Origin of the sequence: Nostoc sp., assembly GCF_036917575.1 — a bacterium.
In the GTDB taxonomy this organism is placed as follows: domain Bacteria; phylum Cyanobacteriota; class Cyanobacteriia; order Cyanobacteriales; family Nostocaceae; genus Nostoc.
On sequence record NZ_JBALDC010000061.1, the window covers coordinates 81,135 to 107,417 of the forward strand.

The window sequence follows — 26,283 nt, forward strand, 5'->3', positions numbered from 1 at the left end:
GCAAAAGCAACAGGCTGTTTCATTGCCTCAAAGGTTGATAAGGGGTAGAAATAGGTTGAGGATTTGATGGTTTGCTGGACTGGGGAGTTGCCCCACTCCAAATTTGATTGAACTGAGCTACCGACAACGACTGTAAAAGACTGAGATGAAGTGGCTCTTTGCTGATAAATGTGGCATAGGAAGGCTGCAAATAAGAACGATATTCAGGGCGGTTGAGGAGATGGGTTTCTAAAAAAGCGACGCTGAGGGCGTTGAGATAGGAAAAAACAGCAGTGCGATCGGGGCCTAGTAAAGCAGGTGGCACAGGTAAGACATTATTTCCAGAAGTAGGTTCGGCGATCGCTGAAAAGTGGGTGGCATTTTCAATCAAAGCCAGGTACTTATTAGAGTCAGAAAGCCAGGTAAAGGGGCGAATTTGCTCAAGTACGGGTGGTGCAAAAACATCTTGACTACCTGCTACCAGCATGACGGGAATTGTTATTTGACTGATTCCTCCCTGACCCAAAACTGAGCTGTCAATGGGATTAATCGCCATGACAGCTTTGATGCGATCATCTTTGAGTTCGTAATTTATTGGTGGTAAATCGTTTGCTTGACATTGCAAAAAGAGCGACAAATTAAAGGAGGTATTATCGGGATTGCAATCTTGCTTCAGTTGGCTAAAGTTAATATTTGCTCCTGCTAAAGTCAAAACAGTATAACCACCAAAAGACTGACCAATTGCCCCAACTTGCTGAAAATTAAGTTTTCCCTGGAGAGTGGGATCGGATTTATCTAGACGCTGGAGTTCATTGAGGAGATATTTGATATCCAAAGGTCGGTTGATAAATTCTGCTGCATCAGGCGGGCCAGCCAAACCTGCAAAATATTGTTGAAAGCGTTCGGCATTACTACCAGGGTGTTCTAGTACAGCAACGGCAAAACCATAGGATGCTAAATGTTCAGCCAAATAGACAAAGGTAGAACGGTCTGAGGCCAGTCCGTGAGAAATTACAATCAGGGGAAAGGGAGGCGCGAGTAAGTCTCCAGCTTTTTGTGAACCTGCTGACGGCAGATAGATATCCACAGGTAGACGGCGTGAGCGACGAATGTCATTTAACTCCAGACTTTTTTTCTGCCAAGTAAATTGTCCTGGCGATCGCAAATCTGGTTTTTGGGAGAAATCAATTTTGGAAGTGGCTGCTTGCGCGATCGCTTCTTTTTGCAGAGAGGCAAAAACTTCATCCTTTTTTTTGATCAATTGCGACAAGTCACCGACTATCCTTAACCCCTCTGTGAAATTTACTCGGATAGTATCGCTAGGAAATTTCCGCAGTAAATTTACAACCGTTAACCCCTCTTTTTGATCGGCAGCAGACAAAATTAAAGAGGCACGTATAGCATAGAAGCCATTTTTTCGAGACTCAGTGAGGAGTAATTTTCCCAGTTGTTGCACTAGTTGCTCGCCTATCGGTGAGTAGGTAACTTGAGATACTAATGTAGGAGTGAGATCAAAGCGCTGCTGGAGTAGATCCCGCAGTTGAGCAAGTTGTTCGGGAGTCGCACGACTAGCATAAAATGAAAAATCTTGATCGATTTTGCCTTCTTTAGCAAAGGTTTCCAGCGAGTTCACTGATAAGGAAAATTCGCCGAAGGGAGGATAATAAAAGCTAATGCGTTCAGCCCCCAATCCGGGAGTAGCAGTCAAGAACGTAGATAGCAAACTTAAACCCAAATATCTCAAAAATTTTTTCATTAGAAAAACCCACTATCTAACCCTGGCAAACAAGTTTGGACAGAGAGGAAAGCGGGGCGGGATCTATAACCGCTTTCCTGTTTAATTGGTTTAGATATATCAAACAGGCTACAAGCATAATAAAGCAAGTACTTACCAAAAATTTGACCAGAGCTTTGAAAGATCAAAAGACATGAGTAACAAATTTTTCAGCCAAACAGCATCAGTAGAGCGATAATAGATATAGAGATCAAAATTAAGTTATATGTCCCCTGCTTCCTGCGCCTGTTGTGTTGTCGTCCTCAATCAACAACAAGAGCAGAATATCTCCCACAAAAACCAGTGCCAGGATGTACAAGTTAACCACAGTAAGAGCACGGTTAAAAGTCGCACTGTAATTGAAAATGGTCGGGTAGTTGTTAAACCCTTACAACCACCACTCAATCAGACTTCTGAATAACTTTCAGAAATTTCATCTCTTCACTCTACTCTAAAGGTAAAACATCGTGGAAGCGGTTGTAATCAATGTAGCGATGTCCATCAGGTGTGTGGTAAAAAATATCAACAAATTGATTGTTCCACAAAATCTCATTAGCACTATAGCTATGACGGGCATTGACGACTTGGACAACCGTTTCATCAATGCCACTCAAAGAGACAATCAGCGTAGTATTTGTCTGGGTTAACGATTCTGGTGTCATCCCATATAAAGGACTAAACTCATCAATGACATGCATCACTGACCAGCTTAACGTGAAGCTAGGTGTTTGGTTCCTCACCAGTTTTAGATCGTAGAACCGACGCATGGATTGTCCTTCTTGGGTTACTTCGTCGCGCATCAAGTAGACTCGCATCTGCGCCTCCAGAATCGTATTGCGACGCTTATTAGCGCTGCGAAATATGAGAGTTGGCATCGCATCATGAGCTGTAATCACAGCAACACGGCTAAAAAGTACACGGGCTGTAGGCCGAGAGAATCGAGCAAACGCTAGTCCTGTCATCACAGCAATTCCCACCAAACCGATCATTGCTTCAATGGTGACAATAATGTTGGCGTAAGTTGTTTTCGGATACATTGCCCCATAACCGATGGATGCTAGGGTTTGGACGCTAAAGAAAAAAACATCTAAAAAAGAACCAGGTCGGGCGTTGGCAATACAATCTCCTCCGATCAAGTAAGCTAGGGCAAATAGAGCATTAATAGTTACATAAAAAGTACAAATCAGGAGTACAAAGCCAGTCCAGGGAATCGTTAACAGCAGATGATAAGGATCGCGCCAGTAGGAATGCCATGCACCCATACCTATAATCTCAAATTTTCCATCTTGAACTTGAATCTTAATCGGTGGGATCAGATGCTGTCGTTTCTTGGGTAAAAGTCTCTTGAGTCGAAATTTCATTGCAAGTAGCCAAAAGAACGGCAACTGCTTAGTATTGTAAATTAAGTTGCTTTAGAGACATTCACTTTAGACAATTAGAGAGTAGGAAGTAGAAATTTAAACTTTCTTTTCTTAAATCAGCAAAAAAATAGGGTGTGCGATGCCCACCCTAGTATATTTATCTGCTAGAAACTTATTGTTATGGCTTTAGTGATTGACCTTTAGAACAGCGATCAAACCACTCCTGGTATTTTTTCTGGTGTGACTCATCTTCAACAGTAAGGGTAATACGCACCTGCTTACAGCCGTGATTTCGTTCAAGTGCGATCGCATTCAACAATAAATTAGCAATTTTAGGCGAGCTAAATTCGCCGCTTACCGTTAAACCGTTGTTGTCAAAATGTGTAGCTTCAAGTCTTTCAACTTTGCTCAAATCAACGCCAGAAATTTCTCCTTGTCCTAAATCAATTTCTGCAAGTTGTTTGTGTTCTGGGCTAATTTGTTCCACAATCAGCTTTTCACGCCGGATAGGAACTTGTACCATCTCGGTTTCGATTACTTTGCGAACGATTACTTCACCAACTTTACGCTTACTGCTTTCAACAACTAATCGTTCTTCTATTAGACGAATAATCTGTTCTTCAGGAACTTGTTCTAAATTATTTAATGGCTCAACTGGGCTATTTGTCATTTGATTGTTAGCTAGTTGCTCAGTCGAGTTGCGATCGCCTGGTGTTTCTGATTCTAAATATTCAGGCATATATTCAATTTCTGATTTGTTTAAGTCTATGAAAACAGATTTAGTCGGCTTGTCTATTTTTTTTATTTTCTGGCTCTGTAACCGAAATAAAGAAGGATGTTTCTCAGCTAACTGCTGGGTAGATTCAGCAATTTTTTGATTAGCCTGGTTAGATATAACCAGGTTTAGCCGACGATTAGCATCTACAATTAAATCATGAACTACTCCTACTAGCTGACCTTGATTATCAAACACGGCAAAATTATTCACCTTCTTTCTTAAATCTGTCAGCGAGGAGGTGGTGCGAGAATTACCCTTTGTCTGTAAAGTGTTTTTTGCCATAGTTTGGCTATATCAATGGGGAAAATTTACGAACTGCTTTCTACTTAGCTAATATTTAAATGTATTAATCAGTATTAATCATCTGGATACCATTTAGAAAATATTTGCGCTCAATACATTTATCCAACTCATATCCAAAGTAATATTTACAATCCCAACTCCAAATAGTATCAGGTATTACAAGCACAGGTAAAGCTAATTCAACAGCCTTACCTGCACTGTGTAAAATTAATTATTAGTCATTAGTTACTAGCTAATGACTATGTTTAGTTAGCGTTCTTCAACCGGAAGATTACCGGTATTCACATCTAACTCTTCACGACGCACGGTTTCTTGAGTTTCAACTGTGTCTTGATCGACTACTTTTCTAACTCTGACTTCTTCACGCAAAAATGCTTCTTTACGAACATCAGCAGTTTCTTCATGGATTTCTATGCGAGCAACTTCGCCTTCGCGGAAGTCTGCTTCGCGTCCAGAAACAGGCTTACCCGCATCTGCTGGAGTTACACGCTCAATCACAACTCGTTCTCTTTCTACTGGCACTGCAACCCGTGCAGTATCAGTTTCAACACGCTTGCCAATCGTTACTTCTCCAGTTTTTTGGCGTCGTTTGCTGGCAATCAGCCGTTCTTCATACAATCTCAGAGTTTGATGATCTTGCTCATTTAACCCGTATAAAGTAGGATCATTTTCGTAAGTATAGTTATCACGGGCGTAAGTAGGAGTTGTACCTAATGAAGGCTCGTTTTCAGAAGTATAGCTATCACGGGCGTAAGTAGGAGTTGTACCTAATGGTGTTACAGGCGATCCTAAAGGATCTAATGCTGCTAAAGGGTCTAATGGTGTTGCAGCTTCTACAGGAAGATTGTTGTTTGTAGGTTTGCGATATACTCCACGCACCCGTTCTTCATAATCGTAATCAAGGGTTTGACGTTCATCGAACTCAGGCAAATCTTCAGCTTGCTCTCTAGTCAAGCCAACTGTGTAAACGCGATCAATACTATAGTCGATACGGGCGCGACCAATTGGGAGTAATACTTTTTTACCAAAAATCCAGAAGCCCAAATCAACAACTAAATAGCGAAAATGACCTTCTTCATCAACTAAAACATCACTGACAGTACCAACTTTTTCATCAGTTCCCTGTGTATAGACACCTAGCCCCTTAATGTCATGACCATCAAAACTCTCTTGATAGCTAGGCTCAAAATCTTCTAGTTTGTAAAGAACCATTACCTTTCACCTCAAATATTTTTTTGTGAATCTCTTTCTTAACAACTAAAGTAGACATTTACTTATTTTTGTACATCCTTCTGCCGAATGAATTATTTTCAGAGTGAAATAATCGAAAGTTATAGATATTTTTGGTCGATATGGCTAACTAGAGACGCAAACACAAAATGGGAGTATCTCACTTTCTTTTGTAAAAATATGTCTAATCTTTGTTCACGGAATTCGCCGGATATATTATGATTGATGCTTTTTGCAGAGTTTTGTTTTTTTGCATCTGTAGATGATTGTTCGATATGCAAATTTTTTTAATGTTCAAATTTACAACTCATTAGACAAGTAGTGAATCTTATTGTTAAAAAAAACACAGGCAGAGATAAAATTAACTTTGCCTGCATAATTATTTAAGATAAATCTATTAAACAAATTTATTACCCAGCTACTTAAATAGCTTCATGTCTAACGTTACCATTTTCTTACACATCTAAATTACTCACAGTATCAACTTCTAATTCTTCTCGACGAATGGTGTCTTGTGCTTCCACAATGTCCTGTTCTACTACTTTCTTCACTCGAACTTCTTCACGCACAAAAGCTTCTTTGTGGATCTCAGGAGTTTCTTCGTACACTTCTATACGTGCTACTTCCCCTTCTTGAAACTTAAGTTCATTAGGATTTACAACCTTTCCTGTTTCTGTTGGCGTAACTCGCTCAATCAGAACTCGTTCTTTTTTAACGGGTACTGTAACGCTTACAGTTTCTGTTTCAATATGCTTACCAACCGTTACTTCTCCGGTTTTAATGCGGTATTTGTTAGCAATTAATCGTTCTTCATAAAGTTTAAAAGTTTGATGTGATTGCTCATTCAACCCATATAAATCTGGATCTTTTTGATAATTGTATGTATCGCGATCATAAGTCACATCGCTGGTTGGAGAACGAAATACACTACGTACCTTTTCTTCGTAATTATGATCATTATTAATGAGCGCGTCTTCTGTATGATCGGGTAAATTTTCTATTTGCTGTCTACTTAACCCATCAATATAGACCCGTCTTTCTGGATAACTGATCCGGCAAAGACCAATTGGTAGTAATATTTTTTTGCTAACCAAATCTAAGCTAATATCAATAATAAAATACCGGAAATGACCATCATCATCAACTAAAACGTCACCAACTGAGCCAACTCTGTCTCCTCCCACAGTATAAAGATCGAGTGCTTTGAGATCGTCTCCGCCAAAAGTTTCTCGATAATTTTGGTCAAAATGTTCAAGTTTGTGAAGAGGCATACGCTGTTATTAAGTTGGTTTATTAGGTTTATTTGCTAGTATAAAAAACATTGTGCTAAGTATCCTCCTGCTGGCGACTGAGTTTAATGGAGATATTTGAAAATTTATTATTAGGGAAAGACTTAAGTTGAACTTATTAATAATCAGTGTTGTAAAAAAGAAGACACTATACTGAAATAAAATATTTTTTTCAACTGATTGAGTCGATCTCCTTTGCTTAAGTCTTAATTAAGAGCCAATACTGAAACAATAAAAGTAGACACTACAGAACCATCCAGATTATGAGTGAACTTCCAAATACTCTTGAAGATGCGATCGCCCAATCTTGTGTAGCTGTCAAAGCTGCCCTTGCAGATGGCTGTACTCGCTTACAAGTTGAGTTCCTGTTTCCAGAACTGAAGTTTATGCCGGTGGCGGAACAATTTCTACCGGCATTTACAGATTATGATTCCCGTTTGAAGATTTTCTTTACTGACGCTGGGGCTGCGGCTTTAGCCCGTCGTGATTGGAAAGATGCACCATTTCAAATTTTGGATATTGGTACGGGTAGGGCTGCTTCTTTGCAGACAAAAATTCAGCCAGAGGATGAAATTTTTTTATTCATCGCCCCGACATCGGTAGAAGTGCCGCAGTTGGAAAAGTTGTGTGAAGCAATAGGCGATCGCCCTTTAGTCTTGTTAAATCCTCGCTTAGAAGATTCTGGAACTGTGGGCATTGGTTATGCAGCCAGAAAAATCCGCGATCGTTTTATCAGTACCATTGAATCAGCCTATTACGTGCGCCCCATAGACGATGAAAGTGCCCTATATCGCTGCTACCCACGACAGTGGGAAGTTTGGCTGGAAACCAAAGGCGAATATCAAAGAATTGCCGAATTACCCACAAAACCATCTGGTGATGATTTGGATCTGATTGTTTTAAAAGGACAACCGCAAACAATAGATGCGACACCTGCGAAAAAGCCCAGTGTATTTAAGAGTTTGCAACGGTTCTTAAAAGCGTTGAGTAGTTAGGATAATGCAGAGGTAGCAGAGATATATTTTATTATCTGCTGCCTCATTTTGAGTTTTTATACATCGCATTGGTTATACTGACTGGGAAAAATTGAGCAATTTAGATGTGTATCGCTTACAGTTTCTTAAAGGTGCAACACGCGTAGAGCATATTCTGTAAGTAATTGCCGAATACACTCTCGATATCTATCTAAATCTGCCATCGGCTAATTTCCTCCGTTTCCACATCATAAACTATCAAATTGATTTGACTGCGCTGGATAATATAGCAATCGTAAATGAGTTACGAACTAAAAGATCCCCGACTTATTAAAAAAGCCAGGGATCTGAGCCTCTCGGTGTTTGCAATGCCGATTTTGGAATGTTGTGAAATTTCTGTCTAGCTGACATAAACCATTTCGGCCCAATTTCATATATTCGGGGGCTTGGTCAAGAAATAATTGTTGACTCTATCCAATCATGAAAAGGTGTAACAAGAGCAAGAGCTATTGACTTTGGCAACTTGGGACACACTGCCAAAAGCTGACTAGCGGTAATTTGTGCAATCTTGATACCTCTTGAGCGAAGCTCCTTAATGGCCATTGGATTAATATCTAGCAAATGTGCCGTTAATCTCGCCGCAGTGGCATAATTCATATCAGAAGTTGTGTAATTAGAGTGAAATTGCTCTATGTATTGGAGCGAGAAATATGTTGCTAGCCCCTCTTCTAAAACAGTTCCAAAACTGGAAACAACAGGATCAAGAAGGTGAACAGATTCATGGGCTAGCTGAAACAAGGCTTGAACTGGATCTTCTTTTGCCGATGAGCCAAGCTGAATTACAATATGCCCACAGTCTCCTGGGAACCATGTTTTAGGGCCGCTATCACAAAACTCAATTCCTAGAATCGTCCAAGAGCGATCGCGCTTACCAAACTGTGCTTCAATGTCCGAAATTATCTCACCCAACCGAGAGGCAAGAGTCCATGTGTATCCATCGCCCGATGGCAACGGATTAGCTATTACCAAAGAATCTTGAACAGTTGCCAAACAATAAACACTCTTGCTTGCAGTTTAACTATTTATTATGTTGCCCTCAGCATTTAACTATCTAACTGCTCAGATAAACTTTTTTCTCAAGTCTGTATAAGGATTCTAAATATATTTTGCGAAAATCATCAAAGAAGAAGAGGAATTAGAAGTTAGGAATTTTACTATTAACTCCTAACTCTTGTACAGACGCGATTAATCGCGTCTCTTCCAACTTTTTTAATTCGCTTGCAATGGCGCATTTAACACTTTCTCAATCCGATCGCGCGTTTCTAATAAGTGCGCTTTGGTATATTCATCCTCAGAATTAACACCCTTAAGCTTTTCATCAAGCTGCTTTAATTTATACCAAGCTAAAGTGCGAGCATCTTCTGGAACATTTTCTTTTCGCAATACCATACCAGTCAAAATGTCCAAATATTGACGCTGCAAGCCTCGCCGCAAACTGGCAATCTTCATTGGTTTACCTTTTGGTTTGATAACTTCCGTCCAAATATCTGATTGTAAAGTATCAAATAGTTCCGGCAGTGTCAGTGCTTTTCCTTCGGGAGTTTTGAGTTCAATATCCTTGAGACGAGAGAGGCGATCGCCTGAGAGTAAATCTCGCAACACAGAACCCTGCATCAGTAGCACCAAGTCATGAATAGGAAAATCCAAACGACCAACTCGAGGAGAACTACCCCAATGTCGCCAACGGGAAGGTGCTAATTTATTCAGTAATTCTGGTGAAAAATTTAAGGCATCTTCTGCAAATACATATTTTTGTAGCGTTTCTAAAGCTTGCCGTTGTTCTTCAATTGGTACTGGTTCAAATGGTAAACGGTGCTGGGGGACTCCAGAGACTTTCTCAGAAGGTATCTCGTTAGGGTGAATGCGATAGAAAGATTGTCCCCCGATGTATTTTGTGGTGAAATATATTTGCTGGAAATAGTTACCCAATACTGTGCTAAAACGTTCGCTGACATCGCTGTAACTATCACCAGCCATTGGGAAACGCTTATCGAGACGTTCCCACATCACCCGCGAATTATTCAACTGCCACTGAGAATAAAGCAGCACATTACCACTGTTATCCCAAGCATCAGCTGTAGGGTCAAGGTCATATACATCTTCATCTGTGGAATAACTCAACTCTGGTTTGTAGGATTGTGCAGCAATTTTCTCCAAAATTGGCTTTTCTGCTAGAGGAGTTGATGTCTGAATTGTTGTGTAGCCGTACTTAATCGCCCATTCATCATAAGGCCCCACCATATTAGGAAAATAATCTCCCTGTTTTGTCCCTTGAGGGGCAATATTTGGGGGAATATAGTCCATGACAGAAGTTGTCAGACCTTTATTTTTGGTAATTTCTGTATTATTCATCTCCTGTGGTGGTAGCAGTGTACTACCACGGAAGTTATGACGTAAACCAAGAGTATGTCCAACTTCGTGAGCGATGATTAAACGTAAATATTGATTAATATATTCTTTCAGCTGGTCTGGAGTAGCCATAGTATCAGGCAGCAGTGACATTGCCAGTGAACCAAAGGCGAACTGGTTAGCAGCTTCCATCCCGTAGCATAAATCGTATTCGCCTGCCATTTTCGATAAACGATTCAACAACCCTTCTTGTGCTTGCATCTTCTGAGGCAAACCATTGTTTTTCGCATCTAAACCATTGGCGCAAAGTAGACGATTTTGCATCAAAGCTGATAATGTTGTGCGATTTTCTGTTTGGCTGGGTTGGATGATTTTGCGATATTCACTCTTGAGTGCGCGGATAAAGCTAGCATCTACAAGAATGTCTGCATCCAAAATTTCCCCTGTCAATGGGTTAACGCGGGATGGCCCCATTGCAAAGTATCCATCGACTGTGTTAATCCAGCGAATTGTGTTGTAACGAATATCTGCCGGGTCCCAGGTAGCATCATCTGGCATTTGGCGAACTTCAATTGCATCCTTGAATCCGGCTTTGAGAAAGGCTTTGTTCCACATCAGAACGCCTTCTTTCATGGCATCGCGGTACTCTAAGGGTACAGCGTTATCAATCCAGAAGACAATCGGTTTTTTGGGACGAGAAATGACTGCTTTCGGGTCTTGTTTTTCTAAATGCCAGCGATTGATGTAGCGGACAAAAGAATCGTTGCGGTCGTCGTCTTTGGATAAATCTTGGTAGGCGGTGATGAAATAGCCAATGCGATCGTCAGCAAGGCGTGGTCGATAATCTAGATCGGGTAGTTGGGAGAGACTGTAGTGAACGCGCAGGGTAAAGCCACGGTTATCAGCTAGTGACGCAAAGTTTGCCACTTCACTGTTGGGTTCAGCGCTATCAGAGTAATTCAAAACTGACTCGACTTCTAAGTTTTGGGGAAAGGCTTTAGCAGTACCAAAATAGGACTGGTCAGTGCTTGCCGGGACTCCTAAACTTGCAGATAATCCAGCTAAATCTGTGAGTAGCAAATCTCCCAAGTCAATGAGAAGAGTTTTGCGTTGTGGATGAATGCTTTTAATGGAAATTGTGTAGAGAACGGAGTCACTAAAAGATCGTGTTAGCGATCGCACTTGCGGATCTCCCTCACGAGTGCGAAAATTCACATTGCGGATGACAAAGTGTAGTTTATCATCCACCCGTTGAAAATAAAACAAAAAATCTTGTAGAGGCATCCCACTATAAATACCCCGTTCGCCAATGCCCGATTCCAGGGTTGCCGTAGCTAGATAATTTTTATTAAGTTGTTCTGGCTTAATTTCTAGATAAATCTTATTCTTTTCTTTATTGCGATAAAGGGTGAATAATCCCCCTGACTTTTGGGTGTTTTTAATTACTTCATTAAATGGCTCTAAATCATCTTTTGTTGCTGGTTTAGTACTAGAATCTGGCTTTGCTGAGGGTTTTGCAACTTTTAAAAATGGTTGCTGACCTGCTTTTTTCAGGTTTTTTACTATCCAAATAAACGGTTGAGGCTGTACTTGTTTCTTTTGATTAACTACCCAAACTTGACCTGACGGTAGCCTCTCTTTATGATGAATATTAATATCCTTTAATGATAAAGCTGATATTTTAGTTAAATCAGTTTCTGTGGATAACTGATTATTGGACTTATTTCCACTTTTGCCTGTAACCACATTTTCTACAACAATATGCTTGGCTGGATCAATATTGTTAACAAACGGTGACTTAGCGCTAGCTGTCGCTATCCCTAAAAACAAACTATGTAACAAAATCATATAAAAGGTTAATCTGTTCATCGCATTCATGACCTGATAACAATCTTTCGTTAATTTTTAACTTTTGCAAAGCCAAATAGCGTGCCTTCTGGCGATTCTCTCTTTTAGCTGCTTTATATTAGGCAACAAACTTTCAAGTTTAATTTTATTTGCCATTTTTCAGCTTTGGTGTGCTGTTTTAGTGTAGGATTTTCCCTAACAATTCCATCTCCAACAAACAGTAAGTATGATTTTTACATCAGACTAGTAAATTTATCTGGAAAAAAAGTATAACAAACTAGCCCAACCATAAAATTACTTGATTGTTGAAAGAATTTTTAAGTTAACACTTTGTTTATATGATAAGAAAAAGCTTAAAGCTACTACAGGTGAGGAAGAAGCCGCCATCCAGGAACACCATTAGTAAATTCATCACAAGTAACCCGTCATAAACATCGCCAACTCATGATTTGTTCACTACAGTATTTATTTATACTATTGATTATTGTGAATGAAAAGTAAACTGGCATAAAAAAGTTTTTAATTCAGGAATATCAAAAACAGTTATTTAAATGTAACAACGGAAACAGAAATGTCAACATATTTATCTCAAGTCTGGCAGCTGCTGAGAAATTATGTGAGGGGTACAAGGTTACAAGAGATGCCAAAGACCACATCGCCAGAAACTGAAGCAGTTTTACCTCTAGGAAAAAATATTAAAGAACCAGACAAAAGCGTTAAATTGGCTCAAAATGATTCGCAAGAATATTTATACTCTCCAAGACTGCAAGAAAGCTTAGAAAAATGGACAATACCAAAAAGCGGTTTGACTTTTCAGATAGACGATCGCACATTGAGAACTTTACCCCCTGGGTTTTGCTTTAAAGTGTGCGATCGCCAGATGCATGAAGAGATTTATGATTTATTGGGCAATGCTGCCTTGAAACCTGAAATAGTCAACCAACTAATGGAATTAGTTGTAACTAGTCAAAAAATTCGCCCAGAATTGCTTTTTTGGCGGCTAGAAGATTTTTATCGTCGCTGGTGTCAGGGAGAATTTATCGATGAGACACCAGATGATAACCTGCCTCAGAAAACAAAGTTAAAGCTAGCAACACAAAATATTGCGATCGGGTTGAGACAGGTAGACATATATACAGGATTAAACGTACTGATTTTACTATTAGAGTTACACCGCTACGCCCAAGGGCAAGATGAACTCAAACAAAAAATTACCTTTTATCCATCTGCCCAACCGGACACAGACAATTTTTTCACATCCCAACTGCTGCGGATTATCAATTATAGCGATGCCCTGGAAATTGGCAACTTTAGCAGTATAGTTGGACAATTCCTCAAAGGCGGTAACTTTCGCAATGCTTACCTCGGTGATGCCAATCTCACTGGAACAGATTTTAGTGGTGCTGACCTCAGTCAAGCTTATCTCGGCGATGCCAACTTAACTGGCGTAAACTTCAGTGGTGCTAACCTTAGCGGTGCCAACCTTGGCGATGCCAACCTCAGCGGTGCTAACCTCAGCGGTGTTAACCTCAGCGGTACCGACCTCAGTAGTACCAACCTCAGCGGTGCTAACCTTAGCTGTGCCAACCTTAGCCGCGCCGACCTCAACCGTGCTGACCTTAGCAATACCAACCTTAGCCGTGCCGACCTTAGCCGCGCCGACCTCAACCGCGCCGACCTTAGCAGCACTAACCTCAGCCATGCTGACCTCAGTAACGCCATCCTTTTCGGCGCAAATCTGAGTGAAGCCAATCTTAGTAGCGTTAGCATTAGCCATGCCGACCTTTGTCGCGCCGACCTCAGTGGTGCTGATTTGAGTCATGCCATCCTCAACGGTACTAACCTCAGTGACACAATTCTTTTCAGCACCAACCTCAGCAATGCTATTCTTGTTGCCGCAGACCTTAGCTATGCCAAACTTAACGGTGCCAAACTTAACAATGCTAGACTTAATGGTGCAATGTTCTTAGGTGCCGACCTCAGCGGCGTAGACCTGAGTCGGGTAATTCTCAACGAAGCTGACCTTAGCGGCGTGATTCTCAACGACGCCGACCTCAGTGGTGCTGACCTCAGCGACGCCATCTTATTTGGCACAGACTTCAGCTATGCCAATCTTAATAGTGCTAACCTCAGTGGCAGTAACCTCAGTGGTGCTATCCTCAACGGTGCGGATCTTAGCCATAGCAACCTTAGTTACGCCATTCTGGGTGGTGCAGACCTTAGTGACGCCAATCTACAAGAGATGATCTGGGGTAAAAAGCAGCAGTGGGAAGGTGTGCGGGGATTAGAAACAGCAGTTAATGTACCGGAGGCGTTGAAGGAAGAACTGGGACTGAATTGAGATGAGGCGGATGAGGGGAAAAACAAAACCCAAGCTTGATGCGATCGCCTTTTCTCTGACTCTGCGTCCTTTGTGGTAGCCTACGGCAATCTGCTGCGCGTCTACGTCATTCTTCCCACACCCATCAACCCCAAATTTTACACTAAACCTTTAATAACCAGTAATTATACGAGTCCCAATGAATGAACAAGCGTTTATCGCAAACCTGGCAGAAGTTTCAGCAATCCTTCTCAATAGAAGAGAGTCTGAACACCACAGTTGAGACTAACAAGGCAGTTTTGGAAGCCTTTGAACACCTGAAAGCGTGGACACAATACGAAGAAACAGAAGACGGAAGACAACTAGTTATTCTCGAAGACGAAATGAATTGGCAAATTTATGATTTGCTGGGTTTTGGCAGACTCACACCAGAAATTATGGAATATTTGATGGGGTTGCTGAGTAAAAAACAAGATTTCCCTTGGGAGCAATTATTTAAACGCTTAGAAAATTTTTACCATAACTGGTGTAAGGGTAAGTTTATTGACTCTGCGAAACAGACTTTGCCTCAGAAAAAACTACAACAGTTGCAACAGTATGGAATTCAAGAATTAGGTCAGCGTGAGGTGGATATTTATGCTGGGTTGAATGTGATGATTTTGCTTTTGGAGTTGCACCGTTATGCTAAAAGGCGAGATGATCTTAAACAAGAAATTGTTTTCTATCCGTCTGGTCAAACTGGTGCAGACAATTTTGAAGAATACCAATTCACTCGTGTCATTAATTACAGTGATTGCTTTCAGCCTGGAACTTTTAATAGTGTAGTTGGGCAATTCCTCAGCGATGCCAACCTTAGCGGTGCAAATCTCATTGGTGCAAACCTTAGCGAAGCAAACCTCAGCTACGCAAATCTCAGTGGCGCATACTTTAGCCTCGCAAACCTTAGCGAAGCAAACCTCAGCTACGCAAACCTCAGTGACGCATACTTTGGCGGCGCCAGCCTCTATGGTGCAAATCTTAGCTACGCAAGCCTCAGTGCTGCAAGCCTCAGTCGCGCAAACCTCAGTCGCGCAAACCTCAGCGGCGCAAACCTCAGCGGCGCAAATCTCATTGGTGCAAACCTTTTCTTCGCAGTTCTTGACGAAGCAAACCTTAGTGGTGCAAACTTCAGAGGCGCAGACCTTGGCGAAGCAAACCTCAGCGGCACAAATCTCAGCCGCGCAAACCTTATCTTCTTAGACCTTAGCTACGTAAATCTCAGTGGCGCAAACCTCAGTGGCGTAAACCTCAAAGGCGCAAACCTCAGCCGCGCAAACCTCAGTGGCGCAAATCTCAAAGGCGCAAATCTCAAAGGCGCAAATCTCAAAGGCGCAGACCTCTGGGGTGCAAACCTCAAAGGCGCAAATCTTAGCCAGAAGAGTTGGGGAGATATGGAATGGGATGAAAATACAAACTGGGAAAATGTCGAAGGACTTGATACAGCAGTGAATGTGCCAGAAGGCTTAAAGAAACAGTTGCGGCGGAGTTAAGAAGAGGTGGAAGCAAAGGAGGCTTTCCCTACTTGACTTTTTTCACATCACTCTAAATTGTCACCAATAAACGTTATCAGCAGAGAAAGTCACCATCAGAGCAGAAAGCCCCCGGATGAATCCAAGGGCTGGGATAATTTAAATTGCGATGTCTACGGCGGGCGGGTACGCGATCGCAATCTATGGTAAATGCACCCTAACAAAACTTAATTAATTACGGTGATTATTGCTGTAGTGAACCCTTGTACCTGCCCACAGCAACTTCTCCCGCAGCGTCTGATAGTAGGAATTGTTCTCGCGCAAAATAATAAATTTAGCCCGACACTCTGCCATCCGCACATCAACACGGTGTCCCGGCCAAATAGAAGTCCCCAACACCCCATCTGTCCACAGCTTGGTACTCAAGTCGTAATCGCCCAAAGGCCAAATACTCACTACAGAACCAGGGGGTAAAACCAGAGGACGACTAGAAAGGCTCATTGCACAAATAGGAGTGATGGTAATCGCCTCCATACCATCATGCATAATTGGCCCATTAGCAGAAACGGTATAACCTGTAGAACCTGTGGGAGTAGAAATAATCAACCCATCCCCAACGTATTGATCGACTACCTCACCATCAATTTCCATTTCCAGAATTGAGGTGATCATTCGGTCAGCAGAGGCAGGTTTGACACAAAATTCATTCAAAGCCAGGTAACGTTCGCTCACTGGTTCTAAATTAGATCCATGACCCTCATACACCGCAGCTTGTAACATCATCCGTCGTTGGATAGCATAGCGATCCTCAAACAGCCGATCCCAAACTTTCTCTGTATCCTGAAACTCTTCCACTGACTCAGTTAAAAACCCCAGATGACCTCCCACATTCACTCCCAGAATTGGGATACCAGCTGGGGCTAAATGTCTGGCACTAGTTAGAACAGTACCATCGCCACCAAGTACCAAAGCGAGATCGATTGGTTGACCCGCCGAAGCCAAAAAGACTGGATAGGGGTTATCTTTCGGCCCGCTAGGCCCCATCAACACTTGGCAATCGCGACTTTCTAGTTGTTTAGCACAGGTTTCTGCCCATTGTTTACTCCGGGCATCCCGCGCTTTATAAGCAATGATTACCTGCTTGAGTTGCACGCACAATTACCACTTCAGGAGATTAAACTGCTCCATATCGACGGTATCGCGGTTGCGATAAATGGCAAGCACAATCGCTAAACCCACCGCCGCCTCGGCTGCGGCCACAGTAATCACAAATACTGTGAAAACCTGACCTTTAATTAATGTTGAATCGAGGAAGTTGGAAAATGCCATTAAATTCAGATTAACAGCATTGAGCAGTAACTCAATTGACATCAGCACCCGCACAGCGTTGCGGCTGGTAATTAAACCGTAGATGCCGATACAAAATAAAGCTGCTGCTAGTAATAAAAAGTACTGGAGTTGCATGAATCTGAGTATTCCTCCTCAAAAATCTCACTATTTATCTGCGACTTAGGTCGCAAATCTTACTCTTTTGTTTCACTGGTTGTCGATACTAGTTCTCTAGGGCGTTCTTGCAAAGTCAAAACAGTTTGCCCCAGTTTGGATGGTGTTAATAGGTCTGGCAAATACTCGCGGCGTGCCAAAATAATTGCTCCTACCATTGCTATCAGCAGCAAAATGGAAGCTAGTTCAAAAGGCAGTAAAAAGTCAGTGAAAAAATGTTCTCCAATTAAAACTATAGAACTTTCACCACCCGCCACAGAAGCAGTTGAGTAGGCCCAAGGAGTAGCCAGTACCATCGTACTTAAAAGACCAAACAATCCTACACTGACTACACCCGTAAGTGCTTTCCGCACCCAAGAGTTAGGAAATGCTACAAAATCTTGCCGCTTATTCACCAACATAATGGCAAACAAAATCAGCACGTTAACTGCCCCAACGTAAATTAGTATTTGTGCGGCTGCAACAAAATCAGCATTTAGCAACAGGTACATTCCCGCTATGCTGATGAATACACCCCCCAGCAAAAAGGCAGAATATACGATGCTGGAGAACAGCACCACACCAATGGCTGCCCCAATCATCATCACGCCCAGTATGCCAAGCGATACAAGCTGTACTCCTTCTGCTAGATTCACTGTTTTTTGTCCTTAGTAATTGGTCATTGGTCATTGGTCATTAGTCATTAGTCATTGGTCAAATAACAAAGAACAAATGACAATGGATAAATGACATTTATTTTTCTGTTTGTTCTACCAGGTCTTCTGGACGCGCACCTGCACGCGGCGCATCTGCGGGTAGTCCATGTGGTTCGAGGACGCCTTTGGGTAGATAAACTAGTTCGCGCAGTGGTGTAACCATTGGATCATCTGTTACCTTATAGGGCAGACGACCTAGCGCTACGTTGTCGTAGTTCAATTCATGGCGATCGTAAGTGGAAAGCTCATACTCTTCTGTCATAGATAGACAGTTAGTTGGGCAAAATTCCACACAATTACCGCAAAAGATACAAACTCCAAAGTCAATGCTGTAGTGGTTGAGTTTTTTCTTTTTGCTAGCTTTGTCGAACTCCCAATCTACTACAGGCAGGTTAATTGGACAAACGCGAACGCAAACTTCGCAAGCGATGCACTTATCAAATTCAAAGTGAATCCTACCGCGAAACCGTTCGCCAAGAATTAGTTTCTCGTAAGGGTACTGTACAGTAATTGGACGCCGCCGCATGTGGTCGAAGGTGACAGAAAGTCCCTGACCAATGTAACGCGCAGCTTGTACCGTTTCTTTGGCGTAATCACCAACTTGTTTTAGGAACTTTAGCATTGTGCTTCACTCTCTCTTTTTAAGCTATCAGCGTTATTTGTCCCTTGTACTTCGTCCTTGGTCATTAGTCATTTGCGTACTAATGACTAATGACTAATGACTAACCACCAAAAGCGAAGGGAAAGGCTAGTTTCAGGGCGGCAGTTAATAGCAGATTAACTAAACCAACTGGCAACAAAAACTTCCATCCTAAATCTAACAGTTGGTCAATCCGTACCCGTGGCACTGTCCAGCGCAACAGGATGGCGACAAATACTAGTAAATAGGCTTTGAACACGGTCATGGTGATACCCAAAGCCGCAGTTACTATCTGGAATACGGGATTTACTTCACTGACTCCCAGCCAACCAGCGATGAGGTTGAGGGGAAGAGGAAAGTCCCAACCGCCCAGGTAGAGAATTGCTACTAGTAAGGAAGAAAGGATTAAGTTAACGTAGGAACCCAAGTAGAACAGACCAAATTTCATACCTGAGTATTCAGTCTGATAGCCGGCGACGATTTCTTCTTCCGCTTCCGGTAAGTCAAAGGGTAATCGTTCGCATTCAGCGAGGGCAGCTATCCAAAAAATCAGAAAACCGACTGGTTGTCGCCAAATGTTCCAGCCCAGAATACCGTAGCCAGACTGTTGATTGACAATATCAACGGTGTCGAGGCTGTTAGACATCATAGCGATCGCTAACACCGCCAACGCCAAAGGAATTTCATAACTAATAGATTGCGCTGCTGCCCGCAAGCCCCCTAAAAGGGAGTATTTGTTATTAGATGCATAGCCAGCCATCAACAAGCCAATGGGTTGAATGCTTGACAAGGCAATCCACAAGAATACGCCCATGCCCACATTGCTAATTACGATATTCTGTCCAAAGGGCACAATCAGGAACGACAGAAACACCGGAATTACAACAATAATAGGGCCGAGGGTAAACAGCCAAGGGTCAGACTTGGCTGGTACAATATCTTCTTTAAATACTAGCTTCAGACCATCCGCTACAGGTACCAGCAAACCAAAAGGCCCTTGGTATTCTGGCCCAATTCGCTGCTGTGCGGAGGCAGAAATTTTCCGTTCTAACCAAGTAGCAACTAATACCCCTACTGTTGCCCCAATCAGCATCAGGATCATTGGCAGTGGCATCCAAATGGCTTTGGCTGTTCCTGCTGGTATACCTAAATCCCGGAGGGATTCAATAAAAGTTCCTTGGAGGTCAATTCCTGAATTCATGTTTGGTGCTCTTTAAGACATCGAGTCATGGTGATTTACAACTATTAGTTAAATTAATACCTGTAAATTCACCCATTTGTAATTTTTGCTGCGATCGCGCCCAATTGAAGATTTGTTGCCAATTCCCATGCCTAGTATATCGTTGGATGGTTTGAGCACCCTGAAGCGAGATGAGAACTTCTACTTATGGTTGGCATTGAGATTGGCTATTGAGGAGATGCCAGATGCAAAGATGCAAAGAATAGAGGGGAAAAATGTAATTATTTAATTCTTCCCCTTGCCCCTGTCTCTCTGCCTCTTCTACCCAATGCCCAATTACCGTTGCTCAATGGGAGTATAAGTAACTTCGTGATGGCCGCTGTAAACTTGTGTAGGACGGAAAATCCGGTTTTCTGCTAGTTGTTCTTTCCAGTGGGCTAGCCAACCGGCAACGCGGGCGATCGCAAATATTGGCGTAAATAAGTCTGTGGGAATCCCCATTTTTCTATACACCAAACCGGAGTAAAAGTCAATATTGGGATAAATCCCTTTACTACCAAGTTTTTCCTCTACCACTCGTTCCATTTCTTGAGCAATGTCATAGAACTTGTCATGGCCAAACTTCTCAAACAATTGCTCTGCAAGTCCTTGTAAAATTATGGCTCGTGGGTCTTTTACCTTATAGACACGATGTCCAAAGCCCATAATCTTAGATTTACTTTGCAGACAGTCTTCTATGTAGGGACGGACATTTTCCACACAGCCAATTTTTTCCAACATCTGAATTACTTCTTCATTGGCTCCACCATGCAAAGGCCCGCCCAAGGTTCCCACAGCACTAGCAACCACAGCGTAAGGATCGGTCAAGGTGGAAGCTGTCACCCTGGCGCTGAAAGTGGAAGCATTCATTGTATGCTCGACCTGAAGTATCAAGCAGATATCAAAAATCCGCGCCATCAGAGGATCGGGTTCTTGCTCATTGAGCATGTATAAAAAGTTAGCTGAGTAATCTAAGTCATCACGGGGACGTACCGGATCGTTGCCTTTTCGCATCAGTTGGAACGCCGCCACCATTGTGGGAATGGTTGCTATCAGGCGCACTACTGAATCTCGAATGTAGACAGGATTATGTAAATCGCGGAGCGAATAAAACAAGCCTAAAGCAGCAGCGGAGGCTTGCAAGGCATCCATTGGATGACCGCTTTCTGGAAAGCATTTCATCATGTCCCGAATGCGGTACTTTATCCGCCGATGGTAACGAACTTCATGCTCAAATGTTTTCAGTTCTTCTTTGCTTGGAAGTTCGCCCCAGATTAAGAGATAAGCAGTTTCTAGGAATGTACTTTTTTCTGCTAGTTCTTCAATCCGAATGCCACGATATTCTAGTATTCCCTTTTGCCCATCAACATAGCTGATGCTTGATTGAGCGGCGGGAATGCCTTCTAAACCAGGCTTGTATTCGCACACCATCATGGCAACACCATTTGCTTTTTGAAATATCTGCTGAAGCTAACTTACCAGAAATTTATTGTTGCTATAACAGTAGCCGTTCTAACAACAATCGAAAATGTTGAAAAACTGTTATAGCAGGTACTTGGGTGGTGTCAACCAAAACATCTGACTACGACCCAGAGCAGAACCTGTTTCTGGTAGTTTTATCCCAATCATACCTGCTTTTTTCAAGACTAAGCTTGCTTTGACTTCCCCCCACAGGAGAATTTCTGCCCATTTGGTCAAATCAGGTTCGTGTCCAACGAGCGCCAGTTGGGTATTTTGGGAATAATTTCTCGGTTCTAACCAGTCTTTTAGCCAACTAGAAATTTGACCGTCGTGGGCGAGGTGGCTAGATTCCTCTAACTGGGAGCTTAGTTTTTCTGCTATCAGGATTTCAGCCGTTTGGCGGGCACGCACTAAAGGACTGGTGAGAATTAAATCAAAGTTTAAACCTAATTTAACAAGTTTCTGAGCAACTTTTTCAGTTTTTTGCCTTCCTTCTTTGGTAAGGCTACGTTCCTCATCCTTGATGCCTAATCCCTTGTCTTCGGCAATGCCATGACGAATTAAATATAGTTCCATATTTTTAATATTATTAACGTAGTCTGTGCTAAGTTATTTGGTTACGCTTGTTGTTTATTTATCTATCCTAATTAAAATATCAGTATCAATGATAGTTGAGTTAGTCATGCGACTTTAACCACTCATTTTCTCGAACACTACGTACCCAAGTAGTGCCATCAGCTAAATCTTGGCGAATGCTCCACATTCCAAGAAAGCTATCATTTATCAAGTCAAAATCTGGTGACTGGGAGGCAGGTTCAAACACTGCATATTTTGCCGCAAAAAAGCAATAAAGTCAATTATTTGACGCTGTGCTTCAGCAGGAAGGGATAAAAATTCATTTAACACATTCTTGCGGTATCATTTTTATGCCTATCAAAAAACACAACTCACTTAAATTAGGATTGTCAAAAACTCATCTGGCAGCATTACCGGAACTAAAGAAGCCACAAAATCGGGTGTGTTTCGCGTCACAATTATTTCTAAACCTGCCGTGAGCGCCGCAGCACTCGTTACTGCATCCTCAAAATCCTTAATTGGGCTATTCAAAGCTTGCCGAATAACTTCATCTGTCACGCTGGCAACTTGAAGGTGCTGTAATAACTTTGCTAATAGTTCACGCGCTACCTCATTACCAACTTGACGACGCAGAATATAGAAAATATTGGTTACTGCATGACCTGAAATATAACCTTGTACTTGATTCTGCATTACTGTATTTAATGCTTGTGCAGAAGCTACGATAAATGGTTGACGCTGTGCCAAAATATCAAGCAACACATCACTGTCGAACAACACTCGTTTCAACCGTATTTCTCCTCTAAATAATCCACATAATTTTCTGTCGTATTTTCTTCTCCTAGCTGGATTACACCTATTAAACTCTGAGTCCAAAAGTCAAGGTCAGTCAAAGGTTCTAAGGTTTTACTGTCAGTAATAGACAATAGGGTTTCTTGTTGAGTCACATCTTTTTCAATCTGTTTATCCCAGGCTGCTGGATAAAATTCCGTAAACCAGGCACGAAATGCGGCGAGAGCCTCTGATGAAAGTCCACTAACATCGCATTCGACATTTATAAGCTGTTCGTCGTTTAAGTTTAATTCTTTCTTTCGTTTCTCATTTCTTAAATCTCCAGTTGATTCTAGTGCTAAAATCATAAGCTTTTGATGGGTTAAATTTAGCCCTAAATTTTGTCGTTTATCCCAGTCTGCTGCATCGAATTCGGCAAACCAGGCACGAAAAGCAACTAGATTCTCTGATGAAAGTTGACTAACATCGAATTCGACTTTCCATTCAGTTGACAATTCACAAACCAAATTGTCCAAATTATGTACCAATGGCAAAGTTAGGTTTTCAATATACCCGTGAGCAACACGATTACTAACTTTAAAACAATCTTGAGCAAGGTCGAATTGAGAGATTGATAACTCTCCTAAAGAGTACAGATGTCTTATTAAACCTATAACTGGGAAACGTTCAATAGGAATTGACACATCGATTGCTCGCTTTCTTAAAGCATCCTCAAAAATACTCCATAAAAAAAGAAAAGCAGACTGAGTTTCATCATTTTCAATAAGCTTACGTGCTTGGAAAAACTGATCATCTAGCTTTTGCCATGAAGGAAGTTCTTCAGATGTTCCAGGTAATGACTTGGCTTCTATATCTTCAAGCGTTAACAATAAAAAACGCCAGCCTGGATGTTTGCTCACTTCCTCTGCTAAAACTTGTAAGCGATCAACCGACAGACGGCTGAGGCTGTTTTTTACTTCAATTACTAAACCTGAACCGTCTTTAATCGCAATTAAATCTGGCTGGTAATTACCCAAATCAAACGGTAATTCATCTGTTTTGAGTCCAGTTAAAACATGAAATCCTTGACTTTCGTACTTCTCTGCCAGAGATTTCACTTGTTCATCGTATAGAATTTTAGTATTGTTAGTCATAAGTATTTTTCCAATGGTTGAGATTCACTTATTTTTACATAAACACACTCTTTACCTGTGTCCATAGCACGCTGTAATAACGAAGGTAGATTTATTCTATCAATTGAGTCAGACAGAAACCTACGATGGCTATCTACATCTGATACTAAACTATCATCTTCAAAAACTAAGCCTACAAGTGCATCCTGAATCGGTTTGATAATATTATCGGTATCAGCTGGAAAATCATCACAAAGATAGACAAGCGTCAGTTGTAAATCGCTGTTTTTAATGACGCTGCGATCTGTCCAAACTTTTTGGGCTTCAACGCGCACAAAATTCTTCCATGCCTGAAGGTTTTCTTTTTTCTTTGTCTGTAACGAAACAGGTCGTCTGGGAATGAGAAATTCAAACGGTATTATTCGCATCCCAAGTGCATATTTTTATAATTAGTTAACAAAGTTACAGCAATTTTCACAGATGATTACTCATCATATTGAGCATATCTACACTTATACAAAAATTCTACATGGTTATTCATCAACGTTAAGATAAAAGTCTAAGTCTAAAATCTCATTAACAGAAAACGGACAAGCGATCGCAAAGTTATCTTCTGATAAACTTGTTTCCACCATTACCTCTTGCCGCGCTCTTTGATAGGTAGTATTTATCCACTCAGCATCATTTAAAAAACGGTACAAGCAAAGATCAAAATTCCCGACTTTTCTTTTCAAAAGTCGGGAAATATGTTAATTGCGAATGACTTAGGGACGCTATCTGACTAAACACTTTGACTGCTGCATAAGTTAGGAGTTCTCCCCATCTCCTCGATCTTTTTTTACTCCGACTGAATCGGGTTGTCTCTGGGATTAACTAACCTCAGCAGTTTTTGCTTAATTTGAGCGTCGAATACTTCCCATTTCATTTTCGCATAAGCGGAATTTTCGTTGCTGCCAGATAAGAAGCCCATCGGAATTTCAAAGCCACCTGCGCTTGTTCTTCCACCGCCGAAAAAGCGCCCTGTGCTATCTTGTCCAAAAGCTTCTTTGATGAATTCATCAGGGTCAAGGGTAAGTTTGGTGGTTCTCAGGGAGCCAATAACTATTTCTAATTCTTCGTCTTCATCGTGAACAATACCGTAAACTACGGCAGTGTGAACGTTTTCTTCGGTAACGATAAAATCAGCCGCTTGGGGGATGGCGTCACGGTCTTCATAGCGTAAGTAACCAACACCAGCAATGGAAAAGTTATTTTGGACGATGCGATTTTTTAGCGATCGCTCGATCACATCCATTACCCGCTTGGAACGGTTCGCCTGTAAAATGGCATTCAGCAGCTGAGCGTCATAAAATCGGCTTAAATACGCCGCTGCCATAAAATCTTCTTCTTGCGCTTGCATGAGACGGTTTGTATCGGAGCGCAACCCATGCATCAAGGCAGTAGCACATTTGACGTGTTGATTTATACTACTATCTAATCCCAATAATCCCGTTTGAAGGTATTGAGTAAAAATTGTTGCCGTCGCTCTTACATAAGGACGAATATCCTCAAACTCTGATTGCAGATCGCCTTGGATACTGTGATGGTCAACGAGTACCACTAAAGGAATTCCAGCCTGCTGCACCGCTGACAGCAGTTGTGAAGTGGTTCCCTGGTTATCAATTAATACAAAACCTTGATAAGATGACAAATCTTTTGTTTTCAAGGTTTGTGTTGTCCAGCGTTGGATAGGTAAATTAGTCAGCCTTACCAAGGCAATATTTTCTTGATGGCTCAATGCCCCAGCATAAATGATTTCACACTTAATATCATATTGCTGGGCAATTAACTGGTAAGCCCAGGCACAGGAAAGGGCATCTGGGTCAGGAAAATCTTGCAGAATAACCAGTTGGCGATCGTGTCGGTGTGCCAAAAGGGTTTTTTGTAGTTCTTCTGACTTTTGTTGTGCCAGAGAATTACTACGCTGACTAAGATATATGGCCCCATCACTTACCGATGGCGGTAATGACGGACTTTTATATGCAACTTCCACTGGCGCTTTCTCGATTTCAGGTTCCTCTGGGTTTGGCTCTGTGGTTAATGACAAACTCTCAAGCTGAGTAACGGGAGAATTAAAGTACATAGGGGACTTTTTAAAGTGTGAGGCTCCTTTAATTCAGAAATACTACAAGCAGCAATTCACTGAATTTAGCCACATTATTATGATCTTCGCAAAAATCTCAAGACATTGCACTATACATCTAAGTATATTTCTTGTCAGTAATAGCGCTTAACAATTAACTAACTTCTACTAAAGGGCATACAGTTAGGAAGTTTAGAATATCGGGCTGTATGTGGCGGCATAAATATGTTTTAGGAGTTTTTTTATCTTTCGTAAATTGAACCGAGGTGATTTTTCTCTAACTTAGGGTCTACCTTCTATCTTATACTTTAGGATTAGTCTTTGATCTTTGAAATATTTTTATGCTTAGTATTCTCATTCTTGTGACTATTGAGCAATTAACAATTATTT

25 protein-coding genes are annotated in these 26,283 nt (G+C 41.6%); 5 read left to right on the forward strand and 20 right to left on the reverse strand.

The features are described 5' to 3' along the window. Positions 1–19 precede the first annotated feature (19 nt). Positions 20–1,735, reverse strand: coding sequence for an alpha/beta hydrolase (locus V7K79_RS18095; RefSeq protein ID WP_335049380.1), 1,716 nt, complete (start codon positions 1,733–1,735; stop codon positions 20–22). Positions 1,736–1,979: 244 nt separating this feature from the next. On the opposite strand from V7K79_RS18095, the gene V7K79_RS18100 reads away from it, so the two are divergent. After that, positions 1,980–2,174, forward strand: coding sequence for a hypothetical protein (locus tag V7K79_RS18100; protein ID WP_335049381.1), 195 nt, complete (start codon positions 1,980–1,982; stop codon positions 2,172–2,174). Positions 2,175–2,199: 25 nt separating this feature from the next. On the opposite strand, the gene V7K79_RS18105 is transcribed toward V7K79_RS18100, so the two are convergent. The 4 genes from V7K79_RS18105 to V7K79_RS18120 form a co-directional block, all read right to left on the reverse strand. Next, positions 2,200–3,114 carry an ion channel gene (locus V7K79_RS18105; protein ID WP_335049382.1) on the reverse strand — a complete coding sequence of 305 codons (915 nt, stop codon included), beginning with the start codon at positions 3,112–3,114 and terminating at the stop codon, positions 2,200–2,202. Between the two features lie 178 nt (positions 3,115–3,292). Next, the gene (locus V7K79_RS18110; protein ID WP_335049383.1) at positions 3,293–4,174 is read right to left on the reverse strand and encodes a YsnF/AvaK domain-containing protein; all 882 of its coding nucleotides are present in this window, start codon (positions 4,172–4,174) and stop codon (positions 3,293–3,295) included. Between the two features lie 270 nt (positions 4,175–4,444). Then, a complete protein-coding gene (locus V7K79_RS18115) occupies positions 4,445–5,407 on the reverse strand; it encodes a DUF2382 domain-containing protein (protein WP_335049384.1) in 963 nt (320 codons plus the stop codon). Positions 5,408–5,880: 473 nt separating this feature from the next. After that, a complete protein-coding gene (locus tag V7K79_RS18120; protein WP_335049385.1) occupies positions 5,881–6,696 on the reverse strand; it encodes a DUF2382 domain-containing protein in 816 nt (271 codons plus the stop codon). 281 nt (positions 6,697–6,977) lie between these two features. On the opposite strand from V7K79_RS18120, the gene V7K79_RS18125 reads away from it, so the two are divergent. Beyond that, a complete protein-coding gene (locus V7K79_RS18125; RefSeq protein ID WP_335049386.1) occupies positions 6,978–7,709 on the forward strand; it encodes a DUF1995 family protein in 732 nt (243 codons plus the stop codon). A gap of 429 nt (positions 7,710–8,138) precedes the next feature. Here the strand turns inward: V7K79_RS18125 and V7K79_RS18130 are convergent, their stop codons facing one another. Together V7K79_RS18130 and V7K79_RS18135 are read right to left on the reverse strand one after the other, a co-directional pair. Next, positions 8,139–8,738 (reverse strand): hypothetical protein, encoded by a 600-nt coding sequence (locus tag V7K79_RS18130; RefSeq protein WP_335049387.1) that lies wholly within the window; start codon positions 8,736–8,738, stop codon positions 8,139–8,141. A gap of 219 nt (positions 8,739–8,957) precedes the next feature. Next, complete coding sequence (locus V7K79_RS18135; RefSeq protein WP_335049388.1) at positions 8,958–11,966, reverse strand: zinc-dependent metalloprotease; 3,009 nt, start codon at positions 11,964–11,966, stop codon at positions 8,958–8,960. 550 nt (positions 11,967–12,516) lie between these two features. On the opposite strand from V7K79_RS18135, the gene V7K79_RS18140 reads away from it, so the two are divergent. Beyond that, entirely contained in the window at positions 12,517–14,286 is a 1,770-nt protein-coding gene (locus V7K79_RS18140; protein WP_335049389.1) for a pentapeptide repeat-containing protein, read from the forward strand. A gap of 182 nt (positions 14,287–14,468) precedes the next feature. Next, the gene (locus V7K79_RS18145; RefSeq protein WP_335049390.1) at positions 14,469–15,794 is read left to right on the forward strand and encodes a pentapeptide repeat-containing protein; all 1,326 of its coding nucleotides are present in this window, start codon (positions 14,469–14,471) and stop codon (positions 15,792–15,794) included. A 210-nt stretch (positions 15,795–16,004) separates the two neighbouring features. On the opposite strand, the gene V7K79_RS18150 is transcribed toward V7K79_RS18145, so the two are convergent. The 5 genes from V7K79_RS18150 to nuoH form a co-directional block, all read right to left on the reverse strand. Then, positions 16,005–16,925: an NAD(+) kinase gene (locus V7K79_RS18150; RefSeq protein ID WP_335049391.1), complete on the reverse strand. Its 921-nt coding sequence runs from the start codon at positions 16,923–16,925 to the stop codon at positions 16,005–16,007. 6 nt (positions 16,926–16,931) lie between these two features. Further along, on the reverse strand, positions 16,932–17,237 hold the full coding sequence (gene nuoK, locus V7K79_RS18155; protein ID WP_006199065.1) for an NADH-quinone oxidoreductase subunit NuoK: 306 nt from the start codon (positions 17,235–17,237) through the stop codon (positions 16,932–16,934). 59 nt (positions 17,238–17,296) lie between these two features. Continuing rightward, a complete protein-coding gene (locus V7K79_RS18160; RefSeq protein WP_335049392.1) occupies positions 17,297–17,911 on the reverse strand; it encodes an NADH-quinone oxidoreductase subunit J in 615 nt (204 codons plus the stop codon). Between the two features lie 97 nt (positions 17,912–18,008). Continuing rightward, positions 18,009–18,593 (reverse strand): NAD(P)H-quinone oxidoreductase subunit I, encoded by a 585-nt coding sequence (gene ndhI / locus V7K79_RS18165; RefSeq protein ID WP_104906370.1) that lies wholly within the window; start codon positions 18,591–18,593, stop codon positions 18,009–18,011. A gap of 100 nt (positions 18,594–18,693) precedes the next feature. Further along, positions 18,694–19,812 (reverse strand): NADH-quinone oxidoreductase subunit NuoH, encoded by a 1,119-nt coding sequence (gene nuoH / locus V7K79_RS18170; RefSeq protein WP_335049393.1) that lies wholly within the window; start codon positions 19,810–19,812, stop codon positions 18,694–18,696. A gap of 85 nt (positions 19,813–19,897) precedes the next feature. On the opposite strand from nuoH, the gene V7K79_RS18175 reads away from it, so the two are divergent. Next, entirely contained in the window at positions 19,898–20,080 is a 183-nt protein-coding gene (locus V7K79_RS18175) for a hypothetical protein (protein WP_335049394.1), read from the forward strand. Positions 20,081–20,127: 47 nt separating this feature from the next. Here the strand turns inward: V7K79_RS18175 and V7K79_RS18180 are convergent, their stop codons facing one another. The 8 genes from V7K79_RS18180 to V7K79_RS18215 form a co-directional block, all read right to left on the reverse strand. Next, positions 20,128–21,264 (reverse strand): citrate synthase, encoded by a 1,137-nt coding sequence (locus tag V7K79_RS18180; protein WP_335049395.1) that lies wholly within the window; start codon positions 21,262–21,264, stop codon positions 20,128–20,130. Between the two features lie 108 nt (positions 21,265–21,372). Beyond that, on the reverse strand, positions 21,373–21,867 hold the full coding sequence (gene sixA, locus V7K79_RS18185; RefSeq protein WP_335049396.1) for a phosphohistidine phosphatase SixA: 495 nt from the start codon (positions 21,865–21,867) through the stop codon (positions 21,373–21,375). A gap of 100 nt (positions 21,868–21,967) precedes the next feature. Continuing rightward, the gene (locus V7K79_RS18190) at positions 21,968–22,114 is read right to left on the reverse strand and encodes a hypothetical protein (protein WP_335049397.1); all 147 of its coding nucleotides are present in this window, start codon (positions 22,112–22,114) and stop codon (positions 21,968–21,970) included. Between the two features lie 128 nt (positions 22,115–22,242). Beyond that, positions 22,243–22,647, reverse strand: coding sequence for a PIN domain-containing protein (locus tag V7K79_RS18195; protein ID WP_335049494.1), 405 nt, complete (start codon positions 22,645–22,647; stop codon positions 22,243–22,245). Positions 22,648–22,652: 5 nt separating this feature from the next. Next, positions 22,653–23,792 (reverse strand): hypothetical protein, encoded by a 1,140-nt coding sequence (locus V7K79_RS18200; protein WP_335049398.1) that lies wholly within the window; start codon positions 23,790–23,792, stop codon positions 22,653–22,655. Next, the gene (locus V7K79_RS18205; RefSeq protein WP_335049399.1) at positions 23,789–24,199 is read right to left on the reverse strand and encodes a RusA family crossover junction endodeoxyribonuclease; all 411 of its coding nucleotides are present in this window, start codon (positions 24,197–24,199) and stop codon (positions 23,789–23,791) included. The genes V7K79_RS18200 and V7K79_RS18205 overlap by 4 nt, the downstream gene beginning before the upstream one ends. Positions 24,200–24,304: 105 nt before the next feature. Next, a complete protein-coding gene (locus V7K79_RS18210; RefSeq protein WP_335049400.1) occupies positions 24,305–24,505 on the reverse strand; it encodes a DUF29 family protein in 201 nt (66 codons plus the stop codon). 104 nt (positions 24,506–24,609) lie between these two features. Next, entirely contained in the window at positions 24,610–25,893 is a 1,284-nt protein-coding gene (locus V7K79_RS18215; protein WP_335049401.1) for a DHH family phosphoesterase, read from the reverse strand. Between the last annotated feature and the right edge of the window lie 390 nt (positions 25,894–26,283).

Coding starts and splice junctions, on each gene's coding strand:
- V7K79_RS18095 (WP_335049380.1), bottom strand. CDS start 1,735: ATGAAAAAATTTTTGAGATATTTGGGTTTAAGTTTGCTATCTACGTTC.
- V7K79_RS18100 (WP_335049381.1), top strand. CDS start 1,980: ATGTCCCCTGCTTCCTGCGCCTGTTGTGTTGTCGTCCTCAATCAACAA.
- V7K79_RS18105 (WP_335049382.1), bottom strand. CDS start 3,114: ATGAAATTTCGACTCAAGAGACTTTTACCCAAGAAACGACAGCATCTG.
- V7K79_RS18110 (WP_335049383.1), bottom strand. CDS start 4,174: ATGGCAAAAAACACTTTACAGACAAAGGGTAATTCTCGCACCACCTCC.
- V7K79_RS18115 (WP_335049384.1), bottom strand. CDS start 5,407: ATGGTTCTTTACAAACTAGAAGATTTTGAGCCTAGCTATCAAGAGAGT.
- V7K79_RS18120 (WP_335049385.1), bottom strand. CDS start 6,696: ATGCCTCTTCACAAACTTGAACATTTTGACCAAAATTATCGAGAAACT.
- V7K79_RS18125 (WP_335049386.1), top strand. CDS start 6,978: ATGAGTGAACTTCCAAATACTCTTGAAGATGCGATCGCCCAATCTTGT.
- V7K79_RS18135 (WP_335049388.1), bottom strand. CDS start 11,966: ATGAACAGATTAACCTTTTATATGATTTTGTTACATAGTTTGTTTTTA.
- V7K79_RS18140 (WP_335049389.1), top strand. CDS start 12,517: ATGTCAACATATTTATCTCAAGTCTGGCAGCTGCTGAGAAATTATGTG.
- V7K79_RS18145 (WP_335049390.1), top strand. CDS start 14,469: ATGAACAAGCGTTTATCGCAAACCTGGCAGAAGTTTCAGCAATCCTTC.
- nuoK (WP_006199065.1), bottom strand. CDS start 17,237: ATGCAACTCCAGTACTTTTTATTACTAGCAGCAGCTTTATTTTGTATC.
- ndhI (WP_104906370.1), bottom strand. CDS start 18,593: ATGCTAAAGTTCCTAAAACAAGTTGGTGATTACGCCAAAGAAACGGTA.
- nuoH (WP_335049393.1), bottom strand. CDS start 19,812: ATGAATTCAGGAATTGACCTCCAAGGAACTTTTATTGAATCCCTCCGG.
- V7K79_RS18180 (WP_335049395.1), bottom strand. CDS start 21,264: ATGATGGTGTGCGAATACAAGCCTGGTTTAGAAGGCATTCCCGCCGCT.
- sixA (WP_335049396.1), bottom strand. CDS start 21,867: ATGGAACTATATTTAATTCGTCATGGCATTGCCGAAGACAAGGGATTA.
- V7K79_RS18200 (WP_335049398.1), bottom strand. CDS start 23,792: ATGACTAACAATACTAAAATTCTATACGATGAACAAGTGAAATCTCTG.
- V7K79_RS18205 (WP_335049399.1), bottom strand. CDS start 24,199: ATGCGAATAATACCGTTTGAATTTCTCATTCCCAGACGACCTGTTTCG.
- V7K79_RS18215 (WP_335049401.1), bottom strand. CDS start 25,893: ATGTACTTTAATTCTCCCGTTACTCAGCTTGAGAGTTTGTCATTAACC.